16 protein-coding genes are annotated in these 17,702 nt (G+C 36.3%); 5 read left to right on the top strand and 11 right to left on the bottom strand.

Annotated features, from left to right (window positions below):
* The first annotated feature begins 22 nt into the window (after window positions 1-22).
* Complete coding sequence (locus AC0L3Q_RS07425; RefSeq protein WP_473285985.1) at window positions 23-1,129, top strand: C1 family peptidase; 1,107 nt, start codon at window positions 23-25, stop codon at window positions 1,127-1,129.
* 51 nt (window positions 1,130-1,180) lie between these two features.
* Here the strand turns inward: AC0L3Q_RS07425 and AC0L3Q_RS07420 are convergent, their stop codons facing one another.
* Both AC0L3Q_RS07420 and AC0L3Q_RS07415 read right to left on the bottom strand, forming a co-directional pair.
* On the bottom strand, window positions 1,181-1,600 hold the full coding sequence (locus AC0L3Q_RS07420; RefSeq protein WP_473285984.1) for a nucleoside-diphosphate kinase: 420 nt from the start codon (window positions 1,598-1,600) through the stop codon (window positions 1,181-1,183).
* A 160-nt stretch (window positions 1,601-1,760) separates the two neighbouring features.
* Window positions 1,761-2,792 carry an alkaline phosphatase D family protein gene (locus AC0L3Q_RS07415; RefSeq protein WP_473285983.1) on the bottom strand — a complete coding sequence of 344 codons (1,032 nt, stop codon included), beginning with the start codon at window positions 2,790-2,792 and terminating at the stop codon, window positions 1,761-1,763.
* A gap of 78 nt (window positions 2,793-2,870) precedes the next feature.
* On the opposite strand from AC0L3Q_RS07415, the gene AC0L3Q_RS07410 reads away from it, so the two are divergent.
* From AC0L3Q_RS07410 to AC0L3Q_RS07400, 3 genes are read left to right on the top strand one after another with little or no spacing between them, the layout of a single operon-like run.
* Window positions 2,871-3,878 carry a DHH family phosphoesterase gene (locus AC0L3Q_RS07410; RefSeq protein ID WP_473285982.1) on the top strand — a complete coding sequence of 336 codons (1,008 nt, stop codon included), beginning with the start codon at window positions 2,871-2,873 and terminating at the stop codon, window positions 3,876-3,878.
* On the top strand, window positions 3,875-4,426 hold the full coding sequence (gene gldI / locus AC0L3Q_RS07405; RefSeq protein WP_473285981.1) for a gliding motility-associated peptidyl-prolyl isomerase GldI: 552 nt from the start codon (window positions 3,875-3,877) through the stop codon (window positions 4,424-4,426). The genes AC0L3Q_RS07410 and gldI overlap by 4 nt, the downstream gene beginning before the upstream one ends.
* 12 nt (window positions 4,427-4,438) lie before the next feature.
* Entirely contained in the window at window positions 4,439-5,584 is a 1,146-nt protein-coding gene (locus tag AC0L3Q_RS07400) for a peptidylprolyl isomerase (protein ID WP_473285980.1), read from the top strand.
* 61 nt (window positions 5,585-5,645) lie between these two features.
* On the opposite strand, the gene AC0L3Q_RS07395 is transcribed toward AC0L3Q_RS07400, so the two are convergent.
* Window positions 5,646-7,106: an aminoacyl-histidine dipeptidase gene (locus tag AC0L3Q_RS07395; protein ID WP_473285979.1), complete on the bottom strand. Its 1,461-nt coding sequence runs from the start codon at window positions 7,104-7,106 to the stop codon at window positions 5,646-5,648.
* A 100-nt stretch (window positions 7,107-7,206) separates the two neighbouring features.
* Here AC0L3Q_RS07395 and AC0L3Q_RS07390 point away from each other — a divergent pair, with 100 nt between their 5' ends.
* Window positions 7,207-8,277 carry a DUF3810 domain-containing protein gene (locus AC0L3Q_RS07390; RefSeq protein WP_473285978.1) on the top strand — a complete coding sequence of 357 codons (1,071 nt, stop codon included), beginning with the start codon at window positions 7,207-7,209 and terminating at the stop codon, window positions 8,275-8,277.
* Between the two features lie 27 nt (window positions 8,278-8,304).
* Here the strand turns inward: AC0L3Q_RS07390 and AC0L3Q_RS07385 are convergent, their stop codons facing one another.
* The 8 genes from AC0L3Q_RS07385 to AC0L3Q_RS07350 all read right to left on the bottom strand — a co-directional run bounded on the left by AC0L3Q_RS07385 (window position 8,305) and on the right by AC0L3Q_RS07350 (window position 17,701).
* Entirely contained in the window at window positions 8,305-9,429 is a 1,125-nt protein-coding gene (locus AC0L3Q_RS07385; RefSeq protein WP_473285977.1) for a pyridoxal-phosphate-dependent aminotransferase family protein, read from the bottom strand.
* A 287-nt stretch (window positions 9,430-9,716) separates the two neighbouring features.
* Window positions 9,717-10,526: a DUF6503 family protein gene (locus AC0L3Q_RS07380; protein ID WP_473285976.1), complete on the bottom strand. Its 810-nt coding sequence runs from the start codon at window positions 10,524-10,526 to the stop codon at window positions 9,717-9,719.
* Window positions 10,527-10,600: 74 nt separating this feature from the next.
* Window positions 10,601-11,587 (bottom strand): DKNYY domain-containing protein, encoded by a 987-nt coding sequence (locus tag AC0L3Q_RS07375; RefSeq protein ID WP_473285975.1) that lies wholly within the window; start codon window positions 11,585-11,587, stop codon window positions 10,601-10,603.
* 123 nt (window positions 11,588-11,710) lie between these two features.
* Window positions 11,711-12,895: an asparagine synthetase B gene (locus AC0L3Q_RS07370; RefSeq protein ID WP_073315367.1), complete on the bottom strand. Its 1,185-nt coding sequence runs from the start codon at window positions 12,893-12,895 to the stop codon at window positions 11,711-11,713.
* Window positions 12,896-12,992: 97 nt separating this feature from the next.
* Window positions 12,993-14,537, bottom strand: a complete 1,545-nt coding sequence (gene dnaB / locus AC0L3Q_RS07365) for a replicative DNA helicase (protein ID WP_473285974.1) — start codon at window positions 14,535-14,537, stop codon at window positions 12,993-12,995.
* Between the two features lie 168 nt (window positions 14,538-14,705).
* Entirely contained in the window at window positions 14,706-15,659 is a 954-nt protein-coding gene (locus AC0L3Q_RS07360; RefSeq protein WP_473285973.1) for an acetyl-CoA carboxylase carboxyltransferase subunit alpha, read from the bottom strand.
* Between the two features lie 52 nt (window positions 15,660-15,711).
* The gene (locus tag AC0L3Q_RS07355; RefSeq protein ID WP_473285972.1) at window positions 15,712-16,644 is read right to left on the bottom strand and encodes a DMT family transporter; all 933 of its coding nucleotides are present in this window, start codon (window positions 16,642-16,644) and stop codon (window positions 15,712-15,714) included.
* A complete protein-coding gene (locus AC0L3Q_RS07350) occupies window positions 16,631-17,701 on the bottom strand; it encodes an LptF/LptG family permease (RefSeq protein ID WP_473285971.1) in 1,071 nt (356 codons plus the stop codon). Before AC0L3Q_RS07350 ends, AC0L3Q_RS07355 begins: the two co-directional genes overlap by 14 nt.
* Window position 17,702: the final 1 nt, after the last annotated feature.

Genomic DNA, 17,702 nt, shown 5'->3' with positions numbered 1-17,702 from the left:
CTCACTCACAAATCACAATACAATGAAACGTTTCGCATTTATTGCATGCCTTACACTCTCTTTGGTTGGGTATGCACAAGAAATACATCCGAATTACACCATTACAGATCAAGTATCTTATGAATGTACTCCGGTAATAAGTCAAGGAAAAACGGGTACTTGTTGGAGTTTTTCTACTACTTCTTTTATTGAATCTGAAGTGGCTCGATTAGGCAAAGGGATGCACAATCTATCAGAGTTATATCAGGTACGAAATACCTATCTGGATAAAGCCAGAAACTATATCTTACGACAGGGTAAGGCACAATTCAGTCAAGGAGCGTTGGCACACGATGTCATGAATTCTATTCAGAAGTATGGAATCGTGCCTAATCCAACCTATACAGGATTTACGAGCGCCAAAACGGATCGTCATGATCACAGCGAATTAATTCAGCTGCTTACCAATATGGTTGATAATGCGGTAGAAAATCAAATTTTATCAGACAAATGGTGGAAAAGTTATGAAGCTATGTTGGATATCTACCTTGGAGAAAAGCCAACATCTTTCACTTATAATAATAAAACATATACTCCTCAGGAATTTGCCAAGGAACTAGGCATCAACACCAAGAACTATATTACCCTTACTTCTTTTACGCATCATCCAGTGTATAGCAGTTTTATATTGGAGATCCCTGATAATTTTTCAAACGGGGTATATTACAACATTCCACTAGATGAATTACAACAGGTAGTAGACCATGCCCTAAAAGAGGGATACACCGTGGCTTGGGATGGGGATGTAAGCGAAGTAGGATTTTCTCAAAAAAGTGGATTAGCCATTTTGAGTAAGGAAGAGGAAAAGAAAGATGCTTTTAAAAAATACATCAAAGAAGAGGTTGTAACTCCTGAGTCTCGCCAAAAAGAATTCGAAAACTACAATACTACAGACGATCACCTGATGCACATTGTAGGAAAAGGTATCGATAAAAAAGGTAAAGTCTATTATAAGATCAAAAACTCTTGGGGACAGCAAGGTCTTCATAATGGATATCTCTACATGTCTGAAGCCTATTTTAGAATGAAGACAGTAGGCATTCTATTGCATAAAGACGGTATGCCCAAACAAGTAAAAGAAAAAGTATAACAACAAAAAAAGGCTGTCGTAGGACAGCCTTTTTTTATTCTAGTATATTGTTTAGAATTGCTCTCTTCCAGAAAAATGGAAAGCACCCTCGATAGCAGCGTTTTCATCACTATCACTTCCGTGAACAGCGTTTTCACTAATCGATGTCGCATATTTTTTACGAATCGTTCCTTCTGCAGCTTCTTCAGGATTAGTAGCCCCGATTAAAGTTCTAAAATCCTCTACAGCATTTTCCTTTTCTAAAATAGCTGCTACAATAGGACCACTTGTCATATATTCTACTAACTCTCCATAGAAAGGACGCTCTTTATGCACCGCATAAAATTCTTTAGCATCATTGGTAGTAAGCTGAGTCAATTTCATAGCCACAATTCTAAATCCTGATGCTGTAACTTGTTCAAGGATTGCTCCGATATATCCTTTTCTTACCGCATCCGGTTTTAGCATTGTAAAAGTTCTGTTTGTTGCCATTGTATATTTTTTTATTGTCAACTTCTGAAAGTAGAAGCAGGTTTACATTAATTAACGGAAAAATCCGGTTTTTAAATTTTTGTGCAAAAGTAGCTATAAAAGCTTCAAAAACAAGAATTATTATAAGAAAGTATCGTTCTTAGATCTCAACATTCAAAATCTAATCTTTGGGATATTGCTTTTTATATTCCTGTAAAACGATATTATTATCCCCTACCATTTGCATGGTAACGATATAGGTATCCAGATCAAATTTCAAAACACCATAACTGGTTGAAGAAATGACTCTTCCTACCCGATATTGATTAGGTTCTCCTGTATAGCTTGAATACGAATGAGTGAGTCCACTAGAGGTAAAATCAATCAATGGATATTTTAACCCTTCGATATTGGCCATAGAAAACTCTGAAATATGACGGTCTCCACTCAAAATAATAGCATTTCTTACTCCTTTTTTAACTAGTAAATCCTTAAGTTTTTTTACTTCATGAGGAAAGTTACCCCAAGTTTCAAATCCGTGCTCCCATGATAAAAACTGGATACTACTTACAATGATCACAAAGTCAGAAAAGTTATTCTCGAGTTCTTGTTCCAGCCATTGCCATTGTTTTTCTCCCAAAACTGTTCCTTCACCATTATCATAGGGCATATAACGTCTTTCTTCTGAAAAGTCTCTTTGTAAAGGAGATCTGAAATAACGCGTATCCAAAGTAATTACCTTTATACTTCCTTTTTCTATTTCAATTACTTCTGAAGTGTAAACCCCTTCTTGTGATCTTCTTGGATCATTTTTGGGCACACCAAAAAAATCTAAAAACAATTGTTGACTCTCTTTCTTTTTCTCCCATTCTACTCCGGCGTCATTTTTACCAAAATCATGATCATCCCAAGTTCCCATAATGGGTACTGATTTTTTTAATTTTTGATACCCTTTGTTTGAGTTCTGTATAGCATAATCGTTTTTGATTTTGCTCATATCATCAGAATCCGCATACACGATATCACCTCCCCAAATGAATATATTAGGATTTTGCTGTATAATGCCTTCCCAAAAGGGCTGTGGATTATTCTGTTTGTTACAGCTACCAAATGCAATCACAAAGTCAGCTTGACTATCCAGCTCCTTATGCTGCCCAATACCAAATTGGATAGTTATTGCAAACAAAAAGATCGTTAAACCCAGTTTTTTCATTACTTCACTTTAAGAATTCTTACAAAATTAATTGATCTAATATTACTAAAATATTATTTATCGTATATTCGCTGATCTATGAATATTCAAGAAATAAAACAGCTTTTAAGCACCCCAAAAAACATCGTAATCACCGCACATAAAAACCCTGACGGTGATGCGATAGGTTCTTCTTTGGGATTACACCATTACCTCTCCTCTTTGGGTCATAATAGCACCATAATTATGCCCAACGAATACCCAGATTTTTTGAAGTGGGTTCCTGGAGAAGAAAATATCATAAAATACAATTGCGATACCGAAACTGCCCAAACAAAGATAAGAGAAGCTGAAGTGATTTTCACTCTCGATTACAATCACCTATCTAGAAGTGGCGAAATGCAAGAGAGCTTATCCTCTGCTGAAGCCATATTTGTAATGATCGATCATCACCAACAACCAGATGACTATGCACAATTTGTATATAGCGATGTTACGATGAGTTCTACATGCCAGATGGTGTATCACTTCATTCAAAAATTGGATGATCTGGATAAAATCACTCCAGAACTGGCCACTTGTATTTATGTGGGTATTATGACGGATACCGGATCTTTCCGGTTCAGGTCTACGACAAGCGTTACACACAAAGTTGTTGCCGATTTGATAGATCGGGGAGCAAACAATACCGCTATACATGAAAACATTTACGACACGAATACCTTGTCAAGATTGCAATTAAAAGGCGTAGCTCTTAAAAACCTCAAGGTATTATCCGAATACAATACCGCTTATATTTCACTTTCGCAGGCAGAGTTGGATCAACACAATTTCAAAAAAGGAGATACCGAAGGATTCGTTAACATAGGCTTGTCTATAGAAGGGGTTAAATTTGCGGCTATTTTTATAGAGAATAAAACCGAAGGAATTATCAAAATTTCTTTGCGTTCAAAAGGAGATTTTTCGGTCAACGAATTCTCTAGAGATCATTTTGAAGGTGGTGGGCACCACAACGCCGCAGGGGGAAAAAGTAATCTTTCTTTATCAGAAACTGTTGAGAAATTTATTAGTATCTTACCATCATATAAAAACCTCCTGAATCCATGAAATTAGTACTATATATCTTTGGCTTTTTGATAGTATTTTCCTCTTGTAAAACTCAGGAAGCTCGTAGACCTGTGAGTGTAAAATCGGGGTCATTTATTTCTGAATCGATAACAAGAAACAAGCAACTTGCTGCAAAAGAAGAAGGTCTTATCAAAAAAATCATGGATAACGATACGCTGAATGAATATATCACTTCTGAAGGTGGCTTTTGGTATTACTACAACAAGAAAGACACAGTATCCAAAAAAACTCCAAAATTTGGGGATATCGTAAATTTCAATTACGACATCAAAGACTTAAACGGAAATCTCATTTATTCGAAGACCGAGCTGGATACAGTAACCTATTACATTGACAAAGAAGAACTTTTTCTTGGGTTACGAGAAGGGTTAAAATTAATGAAGGAAGGAGAAGTAGTTACTTTTTTATTCCCTTCGTATCAAGCATATGGATATTATGGAGACAATCATAAGATTGGGACAAATATTCCGTTAATGAGTGAGGTAACTTTACATAAAATCACAAAAGAATCAACAACAGAAAATTAATTAAACCTAAAAATGAAAAAATTAAATCTCTTATTCTTAGCTATTATTGCTATTACTGTAGTGGGCTGCAAAGAAAAATATCCTGAATTACCTGAAGGAGTTTATGCCGAAATTGTTACCAATCAAGGTACTGCCGTTGCTAAATTATATTATGATGCAACCCCGCTAACTGTAGCAAATTTTGTTTCTCTAGCTGAAGGGACCAATACTATGGTAGATAGTTCTTATCTAGGAAAACAATTCTATAATGGTGTAGTTTTTCATCGTGTAATCAAAGACTTTATGATTCAGGGAGGAGATCCTCTAGGTACTGGATCTGGAGATCCAGGTTATAAATTCCCAGATGAAATCGTAGATTCTCTTACTCACAAGTCAAAAGGAATGTTATCGATGGCCAATTCTGGACCAAACACCAATGGAAGTCAGTTTTTTATTACCCTAAAAGATACGCCTTGGTTAAACGGTAGACATACTGTGTTTGGTGAAGTAGTTATGGGACAAGATGTAATCGATAGTATCGGTGTAGCAGAAACCGGACCAAGAGATAAGCCAAAAAGTGAAATTAAAATGCTAGAGGTGAATATTCTTAGAAAAGGAAAAGAAGCAAAAAATTTCAAAGCGGCAGATATTTTCACAGACAAGCTACAACAAATCAAGGAAGAGGAAGAGGAAAAAGAGCGAAAAGCTGAGGCAAAAGCAAAAGAAATTGCTGCTAACTTTGAAGCTTTAAAGGCAAAAGCAACCAAATTAGAAAGTGGCTTAGAAATTTTATTTGTTCACAAAGAAGAAAATGGTCAAAAACCAAAACCTACAGATATCGTAAATATCAACTACGCTGGATACTTTACAGATGGTAAAGCGTTTGACACTAATATTCGTGAAAAAGCTGAAGAATTAGGAATATTCAATGAAAGAAGAGCGGCAGACCCTAGAGGATACGCGCCGATTCCTATGCCGTATTCTCCGGATGCACAAATGATTCCTGGATTCAAAGAAGGGGCTCAACAAATGAATATTGGAGATAAAGCCATTTTATTCATCCCATCTCACTTAGGATATGGAGAAAGAGGTGCTCGTGCTATTCCACCTAACTCTGATTTAGTCTTTGAACTTGAGTTAGTAGGTATTAGAGACAAAGCTCCTGGAGCAGCGCAATAAACACTGAAAAAGTTATATAAAAAAACATCCCGATCGATCGATCGGGATGTTTTTTTATGCTTTAGTTTTTAGGAATATGACTTAGAATCTCCTTTACAAACTTCCAATATTTTTGTACCGAAGATATACTTGCTCTCTCATCCGGAGAATGTGCTCCCAAAATGGTAGGACCGAAAGAAATCATATCCAAATTAGGATAATTCTGTCCCAATATCCCACATTCTAAACCGGCATGACAGGCAGCAACATGGGCTTTCTCTCCGTTTATATCTTGATACAATTGATCAAGAACTTTTAAAATTGGTGAATCCATATTTGGTGCCCAACCTGGGTAATCTCCACTTGTGGTTACCTCGCACCCTATCAATTCAAAAGTTGCCCTTAATTTGTTCACCAAATCAATTTTTGAAGACTCTACACTACTCCTGGTTAAGCATTCGATAACCACCTTTCCATTTCCTATAGAGACCTTGGCAATGTTATTTGAAGTCTCTACCAAATCAGCGATAGAGGCACTCATAGTATACACACCATTATGCGCTGCATATAATGCTTTCAATACTCCTTCTTGTACTCCCAATTCCATTACACTTTCAGGAAGGTCTGCCTTTTTAATTTCGATCTTCAAATTGGGTTCTGCTATCGCTAACTCTTTTTGAATCGTTTGAATCAATTGCTCGGTTTCAAAAACAAAAGCTTCTTCCTGTATCCCATCGATCACAATCGTAGCAAAACTTTCTCTAGGAATCGCATTTCGCAAGCTTCCTCCTTTTATGGCACTCACCTGCAAACCGAAATTTTCAAAACCTTCAAATAATAATCTATTCATAATTTTATTAGCATTACCCAATCCTTTATGAATATCCATTCCAGAATGTCCACCATTAAGTCCTGTAATGGCAATAGTATATCCTACTTTACCTTCATCAACATCTTCTTCCTGGTAAGATCTTTGGGCGGTAACATCAATTCCTCCTGCACATCCTACTCCTATTTCATCATCTTCTTCGGTATCCAAATTCAACAAAATATCACCTTTCAACCATCCACCTTCTAATCCCATAGCACCGGTCATTCCTGTTTCTTCATCAATGGTGAACAATGCCTCTATAGCTGGATGTTCAATATCTTTGGATTCAAGAATCGCCATAATCGTAGCTACTCCCAATCCATTGTCTGCACCCAACGTAGTACCTTTTGCACGTACCCAATCTCCATCTACATACATTTCAATTCCTTGTTGATCAAAATCAAAATCCGTATCCGCATTTTTTTGGTGTACCATATCCAGATGCGACTGCATCACCACAGTTTTTCGATCTTCCAGGCCGGGTGTTGCCGGTTTTTTGATCAGTACATTTCCAACTTTATCGACTTCGGTGACCAAACCAAGAGATTCTCCAAACGCTGTCATAAAAGCAATAACACGTTCTTCTTTTTTTGAGGGTCTGGGAACCGCATTAAGATCTGCAAATTTATCCCAAAGTACTTTAGGTTCTAAGTTTCTTATTTCTGAATTCATGAGTATTTTGTCTTTTCGCAAATGTACTATATTAAGATAATCTTAAACATAATGATATATTAAATGTTGTAGATTTATCGTTCTATTATATATTTATCGAATGCAATCCAAAACCAAACTTTATCTTACTTTATTCTTACCTATTCAGATACTAGTGATTAAAGTAATTTCTTTTTTCCCTGAGCTTATAGAAAATGTATACAGTAATGGAGTTTTTGTATATACCTCTAAAGCCTTGAGATATGTCTTTGGTTGGATCCCTTTTTCTTTTGGGGATGTATTATATGCTGTACTCGTCGTATTATTAATTCGTTTTTTAATCCGAAAAGTATTCACAAAAAAGATACTTTGGAAAGAAGTGCTCTTAGATATTGGAGCAACTTTGTCTATCGTATATGCTTGTTTCCACTTATTATGGGGAATGAACTACTACAGATTACCGCTTCATGAAATTATAGATATTGAAGATCAGTATACCGAGCAAGAACTAATTTCGGTGACTGAAAGTCTAATAACACATGCTAATCGATTACATACCAAATTAGAACCCAACGACTCTTTGTCTATTGCAATGCCGTATACCAAGGATGAGATTTTTCAAAAAACCGTGCCGGCGTATCAACAACTGCAAACCTTGTTACCACAGTTGAATACATATAACCCAAAAAGTATTAAAACTTCTTTGTTGAGTATTCCACTCACCTATATGGGGTTTAGTGGGTATCTCAATCCAATTACCAACGAGGCACAGGTTAATGGACTTATTTTAAACTATAAAGCTCCAACTACCAGCTGTCATGAAGAAGCACATCAAATTGGTTTTGCCAAAGAAAATGAAGCTAATTTTATAGCCGCTTTGACGACAATAAACTACGATGATGATTATTTTAAATACAGCGGAACTACATTTGCCCTAAAATTCTGCATCAATGATCTTTATTTACGAAATGAGGAAAAAGCCATTTGCTTAATAGAAGAACTACGCCCAGGAATCAGAAAAAACTATCGAGAGGTTAACGAGTTCTGGGAATCTTATGAAAATCCTCTAGAACCTATTTTCAAAAGCACATATGATAGTTATCTGAAAGTCAACAACCAACCAGATGGTATAGAAACCTATAGTTATGTAGTCGCCTTATTGGTGAATTACTACAAAAAGCATTCGATATAATTCAATCTACACCTCCTCTATCCCAGTTTATCCTTTTTTAAACTCTTTCATATCCTCTAGTGCACTTACCAACATATTGACATGATTAAGGGTACAACTCTCTCCCATAATTCCTACTCGCCAAATCTTACCTGCAAAAGCACCAAGTCCTCCTCCTACTTCAATATTGTACTCATTCAACAATTTTGATCGTATTAACCCCTCATCATTCCCTTCGGGTAAGAAAACAGAGTTCAGGTTTGGTAATCGATATGGTTCTTCTACCAGGTATTTAAATCCAAGTGCTTCTAACTTGCTTTTCAATACCTGATGTACCTCCTGATGCCGTTTCCAACGATTTTCCAATCCTTCTTCCAGAACAATTCTAAGCGACTCTCTAAGCGCATACACCGAGGACACCGGTGCCGTATGGTGATAAGCCCGCTTGGCTCCTTCCCAATAGTTTTTTACCAAACTCAAATCCAAAAACCAACTTTGCACTTTGGTTTTTCTATTTTCTAACGCTTTAACTGCTCTATCCGAAAAACTTACCGGAGATAAACCCGGAGGAGCACTAAGGCATTTTTGTGTACCCGTATAAATAGCATCTACACCCCATTCATCTACTTTAAGTTCTACTCCACAATAGGAGGTTACTGCATCTACCATCAACAAACCTCCTGCATTATGCACAAGATCGCTTATTTCTTTAAGAGGTTGTAGTGCTCCAGTAGAAGTTTCGGCATGTACTAAAGCCAACAGTTTTGGTTTGGGACATTTTTCCAAAGCCTTCTTTACATCTTCTGGGGTTACTACAGTACCCCATTCTTTTTCTATTTTGTATACATTAGCTCCACAACGTTCTGCTATATCTGCCATTCTACCACCAAAAACTCCATTGATACAAATAATAGCATCATCCCCTGGTTCCAAAAGGTTAACCAGACAAGTTTCCATACCGGCACTACCTGGAGCAGAGACCACAAAAGTGAGATGATTCTTGGTGATAAAGGTATCTTGCACCATGGTTTTCACCTCATCCATAATCGTTACAAATTGTGGATCCAAATGCCCTATCAAAGGAGTGCTCATGGCCTTTAATACTCTTGGGTGTGCATCTGATGGCCCAGGCCCCATTAAAATTCTTGTACTGGTATTTAACTCGTTATACATAAAGAAAGCGTTTTTAAGCTACTATATCGTTTTCGTAAATCAAATAAATAAAAAGCATAAAATTAGCTAATTCTTTGCGTTTGTTTTTGAGTACAAAAGAGGATTTCACTTCAAAACCTTTATAAAAATGACAAATACGTAATTCTGACAATCAAAAAGACTTCTGAAATGAAATATTCTCAAAATACGAAGGCTATTTTTATCAAAAAAAGTTTGTGATCGATGCTGAAAAAAGAAATGCCTATTGCGATCCGCAATAGGCATTTTATCTTTATCCTCTATTCAATTTAGAGAGATTCTTGTTTTTCTTCTTTTGGTTTTTGAAATAGGCTAGCTGCAGGTTTATCTTTACTAGCAAGCGCATTTACAAAGCTTCTTTCACTCTTTACATCCCCTACTACTCCATCTTTGTAATCTCTCCACTTCAAGGTTTTAGGAAGTATTAGACCATTAACATCATTCCAGTCAGCATACTCGATCAAGCTTATTTTTTCGCTGGTTTCTTTGCTAAAGAAAGTAACCGTATATCCTAAAAACTTCATTTGCTTAGAATTGGCATCATAGTACAAGAAATAATTATCCTTTGGAGAATCTCCTACGCCTTCTCCGTAAGAAATTTTATATCCGGGATACGATACTCCGTCTACCTGTAAATCTTCAACTTTTTCATAGAGCACTCCTTCGTCACCCAAAACAAAAGGCATTGCATAAAAGTAGAACATCAGGTTATGATAAAACCTTGGATTTCCTTTGAAATATGTTGAATCTTGTTCTAACCAGGCTTCTTTTCCGTCAAAACCTAAGGCAAATTTATTTGATTCGATTCGAGCATGACGTGACTTAAGATCTGTAGTATGTTTTTCGTTTCCACCTTCTTTTTCCATTTCAAATACGAGAGTATTCATAGTATCGAAGGCTTTGATACCACCATGGGCGGCAAAAACAGCATTGATTTCTTCTGGAAAATTACCCGATCTATCTGGTGTAACTTCTTCTTTAAGAGTTTCTGATACTACTGTTGTTTGGTCTGATTTCACCTCTTGTTTACAGGAAATCAGTACAAGCACTAATAGTAAAAGTGTTGATAGCTTTTTCATGTGTAAGATTGTTCTTTTAGTTTTAAGAGAGAATAGTCGAAAATAACGATCAACCTTACAAAAGATAATGAATTTTATCTTTTTCTTGTCTTTTCTCCTCCTTCGTACACATAATTTTTATCATAGAAAAAGTAATCTCTGTCATTGTATTTAAAAGTTCCAGGATCCGCTCCTTCAATTATTTTTCCTAGAAAAAAGACATGATTAGCATCTTTAACATAACCATAAGCAACTTCTTCAAACGACGAAGCATCAGCCTGGTCAAAAACTTCACCTTCAAAATACATTTTATCCCCTACCTTAAGCCATGCTTTTTCTTCAAAAAACACGATCTCCTTTGGGTCTTCAAAAGGAATACTAATAATTTCATCGGTATCCTCATATTTTATACTTCCCAAATGAAAAAACAAATTTTGGTTGTCTCGTATACAATATGGTGTAAGAGATACTACCTCATGATCATTGATACTATCTATTTTCTGCAAAGGATTTTGATACCTATAGTGATATACCCCGTCTTGATCTTTGCAAAATTCTCCATTTATAATTTCAAATGATTTGTGATCGATTTCGGTTAGCTTCTCATTATTTCTGAAGATAACGTTTTTATCTCTTGCAAAATCATAGTTTAACTGTTCGTAGGTATCGGGATCTGCATCTTCTAATATCTTGAAACCTGATTTGGTATCATCAAGATAGGCATAGGCATCAACCAGTACATACACATGATTTTTGTCCAGTGGCACATAACCTTCAAGCACTCTAAAAGAAGGTACATCGATACCAAAATCCATAACTCTGGATTTGAAATAGGCATTTTCTTTATCCTTTGCATAATCTATCCCCAATACTTGAAAAGAACTCATATCCACCTCCATTTCGGTTTTACCAAGTTCAAACCAATTTCCCATGGGGCTGTAAACTATTTTCTCCTCGTCTCTGGTGTAATAATAAGAGTTTGAAACTTCTTCATTTACCAATCCTCCAAAAGGATTAAAGAAACGATACACCCCATAAACCAATAAAGAAATTAGGATAAAGAAAATAATTGCGATTGTCATGAGCACTTTTTTAACCATAATACATTTCATTTTTAAAATGAACTATAACAAAGCTATAAAAAAGTACGGTAGCAACCTTTCCCTATAAACCGTGAAAATAGATGTGCTATGAATAAAAAACGTTTAGGTCTTCTGCTTTTTCTTTTTTGCTGCCGGAAAAAGAACATTGTTTAATATCAAGCGATAACCTGGAGAATTGGGATGTAGCTCAAGCTCTGTCTTTGGATCTCCAACACGGTGTGTATAATCTTCTGGATCATGACCTCCGTAAAAAGTAAAGAAGCCTTTTCCTTTTATCCCATGAATATATCGAGCTTCGCCATTGGTCTTATTTTCACCCAGAATCAACACATTGGATTTAATTTCATTAGGGTTATAGGCAGTTGTTTGCCCCATAAACCCTTTAACCAATGCGGTATGATTTTGACATAACATAGTGGGAATAGGATCCCATTTGGCAGAAAAATCCATCAATGTGAAATAATCTGTGGTTTTAGAAATACGACGTTTACGCGTCATATCTATCGAAGAGAACTCATATACATTGGGACTGCGCTCTAGTGTAAAGTTCTTAAACGCAAAGGTCTTGCTATAATCAATTTTTGATTGATAGCCAGGCTCGCTAGGATCTCCATCAAACATCGGCTCGCAGATATCTACGTTTTCTGCAGAAAGCGCAATTTCAAAACTATCAGTAGCACTGCACATTGCAAACATGAACCCACCACCTACTACATAATCTCTAATTTTGAGAGCAACTGCTAATTTTTCCTCGGACACCTTATCATAGCCCAAAGATTTCGCCAATTTTTCTGCTTCAGCCTTTTCTTTTATATACCATGGAAAAGCTCTATACGTGGCATAAAACTTCCCGTATTGTCCCGTAAAATCTTCATGATGAAGGTGCAACCAATCATATAGAATTAGATTATCTTCTAATACCTCTTTATCATAAATGGTTTTGTAGGGAATTTCGGCAAAGGTAAGCACCATAGTTACTGCATCATCCCAAGGCTGATTTCCTTTCGGAGAGTATACCGCAATTTTTGGCGCTTTTTCTAATACCACGGCATCCATATTTTGTGAAGGACTGGCGATCTCGGTCAGAATCTCTTCGGTTTCACCATCACTTAACACTTCATAGGTTACCCCACGAATAGTACATTCTTTTTTTATGGCTTCGGTATCCGGTAAAAGAAAAGAACCTCCTCGATAATTCAATAACCATTTTACCTTAAGATCCCTACTTAATGTCCAATAGGTAATCCCATAGGCCTTTAAATGATTTTGTTGACCATCGGCATCCATAGGTATTAAAACATAAGATGCATAAGAAGGTATTACGCATAGCAAAACTACTATGAGAAGGATACTATTTTTTAATTTTCTGGATACAATTGTTTTTTTAGAACGGTACTTCATCATCATTATCAGAATCATTTATGCTCCCCCCGAAGGCTTCATCAGCACTTGGCAAATGACTAGTGCTAAATGGATCTTCTTCTTTTTCGTCATTCATCTTTGAATGAAATTCAAAAGGAGTACTAAAATCATCTAAGTTATCAAATTTACCTAAGTGACCAATGAATTTTAACCTAATATTCTCAAGTCCACCATTACGGTGCTTGGCGACGATAAATTCTCCCTGTCCTTGAGTCGGTGATCTTTCTTCGTCATCCCACTCATCAATTTTATAATATTCTGGTCGGTAAATGAAAGCTACAATATCCGCATCCTGCTCGATCGCTCCCGATTCACGAAGATCACTAAGAAGTGGTCTTTTACTACCTCCCCTGGTTTCTACCGCACGAGAAAGCTGGGATAGCGCGATTACAGGAACGTCTAATTCTTTGGCCAAGGCTTTCAGGTTACGAGAGATGGTAGAGATCTCTTGTTCACGGTTACCATTTTTACCGGTTCCCCCTGCCGTCATTAACTGCAAATAATCTATTACGATCATTCGTATCCCATGTTGAGAAGACAAACGACGCGCTTTTGCTCTAAGGTCAAAAATGGATAAGGAAGGAGTATCATCAATAAACAAAGGAGCTTTTTCTAGGTCCTTTACTTTAACATTTAATTGTTCCCACTCGTGTTTTTCTAATTTACCCGTACGTAACTTTTCTGAAGACAATCCTGTTTCTGAAGATATCAAACGCGTAATTAACTGTACCGAGGACATCTCCAAAGAAAAGAACGCTACCGGAATATTTTGCCCAACGGCCATGTTTCTAGCCATCGAAAGCGTAAGTGCCGTTTTCCCCATACCAGGGCGGGCAGCCACAATAATCAAATCACTGGGCTGCCAACCCGAAGTTAGTTTGTCTAGCTTATCAAAACCAGACGGGATTCCACTTAAACCTTCTTTGTTTGATATTTCCTGTATCTTCTTTTTTGCCTGGATCACCAAACTTTGAGCAGTTTCGGTTGATCGCTTTATATTTCCTTGAGTAACCTCATATAATTTGGATTCGGCCATGTCCAAAAGATCAAAAACATCTGTAGTTTCGTCATACGACTCCTCAATAATTTCATTAGATATTTTGATCAGACTACGCTGAATATACTTTTGTAAAATAATACGAGCATGAAACTCGATATGTGCAGAAGAAGCGACTTTTTGAGTCAATTGTATCAAATAATAGTCCCCACCTGCCAATTCAAGCCTTCCGTCCTTCTTTAATTGGCTCGAAACCGTTAATAAGTCAATAGGTTCCGAATTTTCGAAGAGTTTATAGATGGACTCAAATATGTATTGATGCGCTTCGCGATAAAAGACATCAGGATTCAGTATATCGATTATTTCGTCAACCCCCTTTTTGTCGATCATCATTGCTCCGAGCACAACTTCCTCTAAATCAACGGCTTGAGGCGGGATTTTACCTTTCTCAAGTGCGATTACGTTCCCCTTTCCGTAACCAGCTTGTTGCAACTGCTGTACTTTTTCCATAACCACGAATGTAAAAAAATTGTAAAGAGATATACCCAATTACAAAGATACGAATGTCCACTGTTCTTCAACAAATGAACTGTTAATAAGTAAATTTTATTGTTAATAAGCATAAAAAAATCTGAAGTATAAAACTTCAGATTTAGGTAATAAGTGATTTTTTGGGGTCTAACCTTTAAAGACTCCCATATTTGCATATTTGTCCATACGTTTTTCGACCAAATCTTCTGGTGATAAGTTTTTTAGTTCTTCGTATGATGACAAAATTTTGTCTCTTACTGTTTTGAATATTTTTTCTCGATCACTATGTGCACCTCCTAAAGGTTCCTTCACAATTTCATCGATTAACTTCTGTTTCTTCATGTCGGTAGCAGTAAGCTTTAAGGCTTCTGCAGCTTGCTCTTTAAATTCCCAACTACGCCATAAAATTGAAGAACAAGATTCTGGAGAAATTACCGAATACCAAGTGTTTTCTAACATCAACACTTTATCTCCTACTCCTATACCTAAGGCTCCACCGCTGGCTCCTTCTCCAATAATCACAACGATAATAGGTACTTTAAGGCGAGTCATTTCCAAAATATTACGAGCAATGGCTTCTCCTTGTCCTCTTTCTTCTGCTTCCAGTCCTGGATAAGCACCTGGTGTATCTACAAAACACACTACAGGGATATTAAATTTTTCGGCACTCTTCATCAATCGTAGTGCTTTTCGGTAGCCTTCTGGATTAGCCATACCAAAGTTACGATACTGTCTGGTCTTGGTATTATATCCTTTTTGTTGACCAACAAACATAAAACTCTGATCTCCGATTTTTCCTAAACCGCCGATCATCGCTTTATCATCCTTTACTGTTCTATCACCGTGTAGTTCCAAAAAAGACTCTCCACAAATGGCATCCACATAATCCAATGTATATGGTCTGGAAGGATGTCTTGAAAGTTGCACCCGTTGCCACGGAGTTAAATTTTTGTATATATCTTTTTTTGTCTCTTGTAGTTTCTTTTCTATCTGCTTGCAGGTATCAGTAACATCCACTTCGCTTTCCTCGCCTATGGCGCAAGCTTTTTCAAACTGTTCTTCAAGCTCTTTTATGGGGAGTTCAAATTCTAAATATTCCATAATCAAGAATATAATTTATGTTAACTAGGGTTAGCTGACAAATATAAAAACTTTACTTCGTAATGTTACCTAAAGTTGAAGTACTTTTTCTTTTTTTAGCATTTTTAAGGATTCCGTTGAGGATTACCGTACTCAAAATAATAAGCGCACCGTAGTAAAACTGGGGACTCATTTTTTCGGATTCTCCAAAAATCACCACCGCCAACATGATTCCATACACAGGTTCCAAATTGATGGTAAGCATTACCGTATAAGGACTCAAATATTTCATCACCTGTACAGAACCAATAAAAGCATAGGCTGTACATATAGAAGCAAGAATAAGCATATACGTCCAATCGGATAAAGAAAGCTGAAAAAAGGAAACAGTAAATCCTTCAGTTTGGCTCCCAAACATCGTGAGAAACAACAAATACAAAGTGATTACCCCTACACCACTTAGCAATTCATAAAACGAAATCATTGAGGGATTGTACTGCTGTGCTACTTTTCCATTGATCACTGAAAACACTGAAGATAGAAAAGCCGAACATAAGGCATATAGAATCCCTAAAAAATAATCTCCTTCTACTTGAAATATGATATAGAGCCCTAAAATGACCAGAAGGCCAAAAAGGACTTCGTACCAGATCACTTTTCTTTTGTAAAATATAGGTTCTAAAATAGATGTAAAAAAAGCTCCTGTTGACAGCATTGCCAATGTTATAGAGACATTAGAAACTTTGATTGCTGCAAAAAAAGTAATCCAATGCAAGGCAATTACAATACCTGCAAAAAACAGGGTAAAAAACAGCTTCCTTGAAATATGGAGCGTAATTTTCTTAAAACGGATATACAAATAAATAAACCCCGAAGCCAAAAGCATTCGATACCAAACCAGAGGTAGCGCTTCTATAGAAATTAGTTCTCCCAGGATTGCCGTAAAGCCCCAGACAAATACTATAAAATGAAGATGTAAATAATTTTGAAGTTTAACGTTTGGCATTATACAGTAGGTAAATTGCTAAAATCCCAAAAGATATATTCGGAAACCAAACCGCAATAACCGGCGGAAAATCTGATTGATTGGCTAATGTACCCAATACTTTATCAAAAAAGATGAATATAAAAGCTAGTGATATTCCTACAGCAAGGTTAACTCCCATACCTCCTCTTCTTTTCATAGAGGATACTGCTACCCCTATAATCGTCAAGATAAACGCAGACACTGGGATACTCCATCTTTTATACGCCACTACTTTGTATCGATTGATGTCTGATGATCCTCGCTTGCTTTCTTTTTCAATAAACTTACTTAGTTCTGTATAATTTAAAGTTTCTGCTACATAAGTTACCGGAGTAAATTCATCAATATTAAAAGGAAGCACCGTATCCTTCTTGATTGCTTTTTCCAGGATATCTTCGTTTTCCAACACTTTACGTTTTACAAAATCTCGAAGTTCATAAATGCTGTCCTTGAAAGTAATTTTTTTTGCAGAAATCTTGGTATCTAGCACATTTCCGTTGAAATATTCTAAAGTAAAATTAGTAGCCGACTTTTCTAAAGGCTTAAAGTTATTAGCATACAAAAATATACTATCGTTAAGTTGTCTGTATACATTCTTGGTCTCCTGAACTTTTCGACCTTTTTTAAGATAGGAATATTTAAACTCATTAAATCCCTGACTGGCTTTAGGCGCCAAAAACAGTCCCATTGCCAAAGCACCCAGGCAGATAATTACCGCACCAATCATATATGGTCTTAAAAATCGCCAAAACGATACTCCCGAACTTAAAAAAGCAATGATTTCGGTTTTGTTGGCCAACTTAGAAGTGAACCAGATAACAGATAAAAAGACAAATAATGGAAATAGTAAATTGGCAAAATACACCATGAAATCAAGATAATATCCTATTACTGCCTCAACGGGAACTTTATGCTCCAGCATATTATCTATTTTTTCTGAAAGATCAACAATGATGCCTATTGGAATAAACAATAAAATCATTGTAAAAAATGTCCCCAAATATCTTTTCAGTATGTACCAGTCTAGTATTTTCAAT

Source organism: Aquimarina sp. KJ22-3 (assembly GCF_055808215.1).
This window is presented reverse-complemented; position numbering and strand designations above follow the sequence as displayed.

What these genes read in the sequence shown, in the direction of transcription:
- AC0L3Q_RS07355 (WP_473285972.1), bottom strand. Translation starts at nt 16,644, where the DNA reads ATGCCAAACGTTAAACTTCAAAATTATTTACATCTTCATTTTATAGTA.
- AC0L3Q_RS07420 (WP_473285984.1), bottom strand. Translation starts at nt 1,600, where the DNA reads ATGGCAACAAACAGAACTTTTACAATGCTAAAACCGGATGCGGTAAGA.
- dnaB (WP_473285974.1), bottom strand. Translation starts at nt 14,537, where the DNA reads ATGGAAAAAGTACAGCAGTTGCAACAAGCTGGTTACGGAAAGGGGAAC.
- AC0L3Q_RS07380 (WP_473285976.1), bottom strand. Translation starts at nt 10,526, where the DNA reads ATGAAAAAGCTATCAACACTTTTACTATTAGTGCTTGTACTGATTTCC.
- AC0L3Q_RS07385 (WP_473285977.1), bottom strand. Translation starts at nt 9,429, where the DNA reads ATGTATAACGAGTTAAATACCAGTACAAGAATTTTAATGGGGCCTGGG.
- AC0L3Q_RS07400 (WP_473285980.1), top strand. Translation starts at nt 4,439, where the DNA reads ATGAAAAAATTAAATCTCTTATTCTTAGCTATTATTGCTATTACTGTA.
- AC0L3Q_RS07410 (WP_473285982.1), top strand. Translation starts at nt 2,871, where the DNA reads ATGAATATTCAAGAAATAAAACAGCTTTTAAGCACCCCAAAAAACATC.
- AC0L3Q_RS07370 (WP_073315367.1), bottom strand. Translation starts at nt 12,895, where the DNA reads ATGGATGCCGATGGTCAACAAAATCATTTAAAGGCCTATGGGATTACC.
- AC0L3Q_RS07425 (WP_473285985.1), top strand. Translation starts at nt 23, where the DNA reads ATGAAACGTTTCGCATTTATTGCATGCCTTACACTCTCTTTGGTTGGG.
- AC0L3Q_RS07415 (WP_473285983.1), bottom strand. Translation starts at nt 2,792, where the DNA reads ATGAAAAAACTGGGTTTAACGATCTTTTTGTTTGCAATAACTATCCAA.
- gldI (WP_473285981.1), top strand. Translation starts at nt 3,875, where the DNA reads ATGAAATTAGTACTATATATCTTTGGCTTTTTGATAGTATTTTCCTCT.
- AC0L3Q_RS07390 (WP_473285978.1), top strand. Translation starts at nt 7,207, where the DNA reads ATGCAATCCAAAACCAAACTTTATCTTACTTTATTCTTACCTATTCAG.
- AC0L3Q_RS07360 (WP_473285973.1), bottom strand. Translation starts at nt 15,659, where the DNA reads ATGGAATATTTAGAATTTGAACTCCCCATAAAAGAGCTTGAAGAACAG.
- AC0L3Q_RS07395 (WP_473285979.1), bottom strand. Translation starts at nt 7,106, where the DNA reads ATGAATTCAGAAATAAGAAACTTAGAACCTAAAGTACTTTGGGATAAA.
- AC0L3Q_RS07375 (WP_473285975.1), bottom strand. Translation starts at nt 11,587, where the DNA reads ATGACAATCGCAATTATTTTCTTTATCCTAATTTCTTTATTGGTTTAT.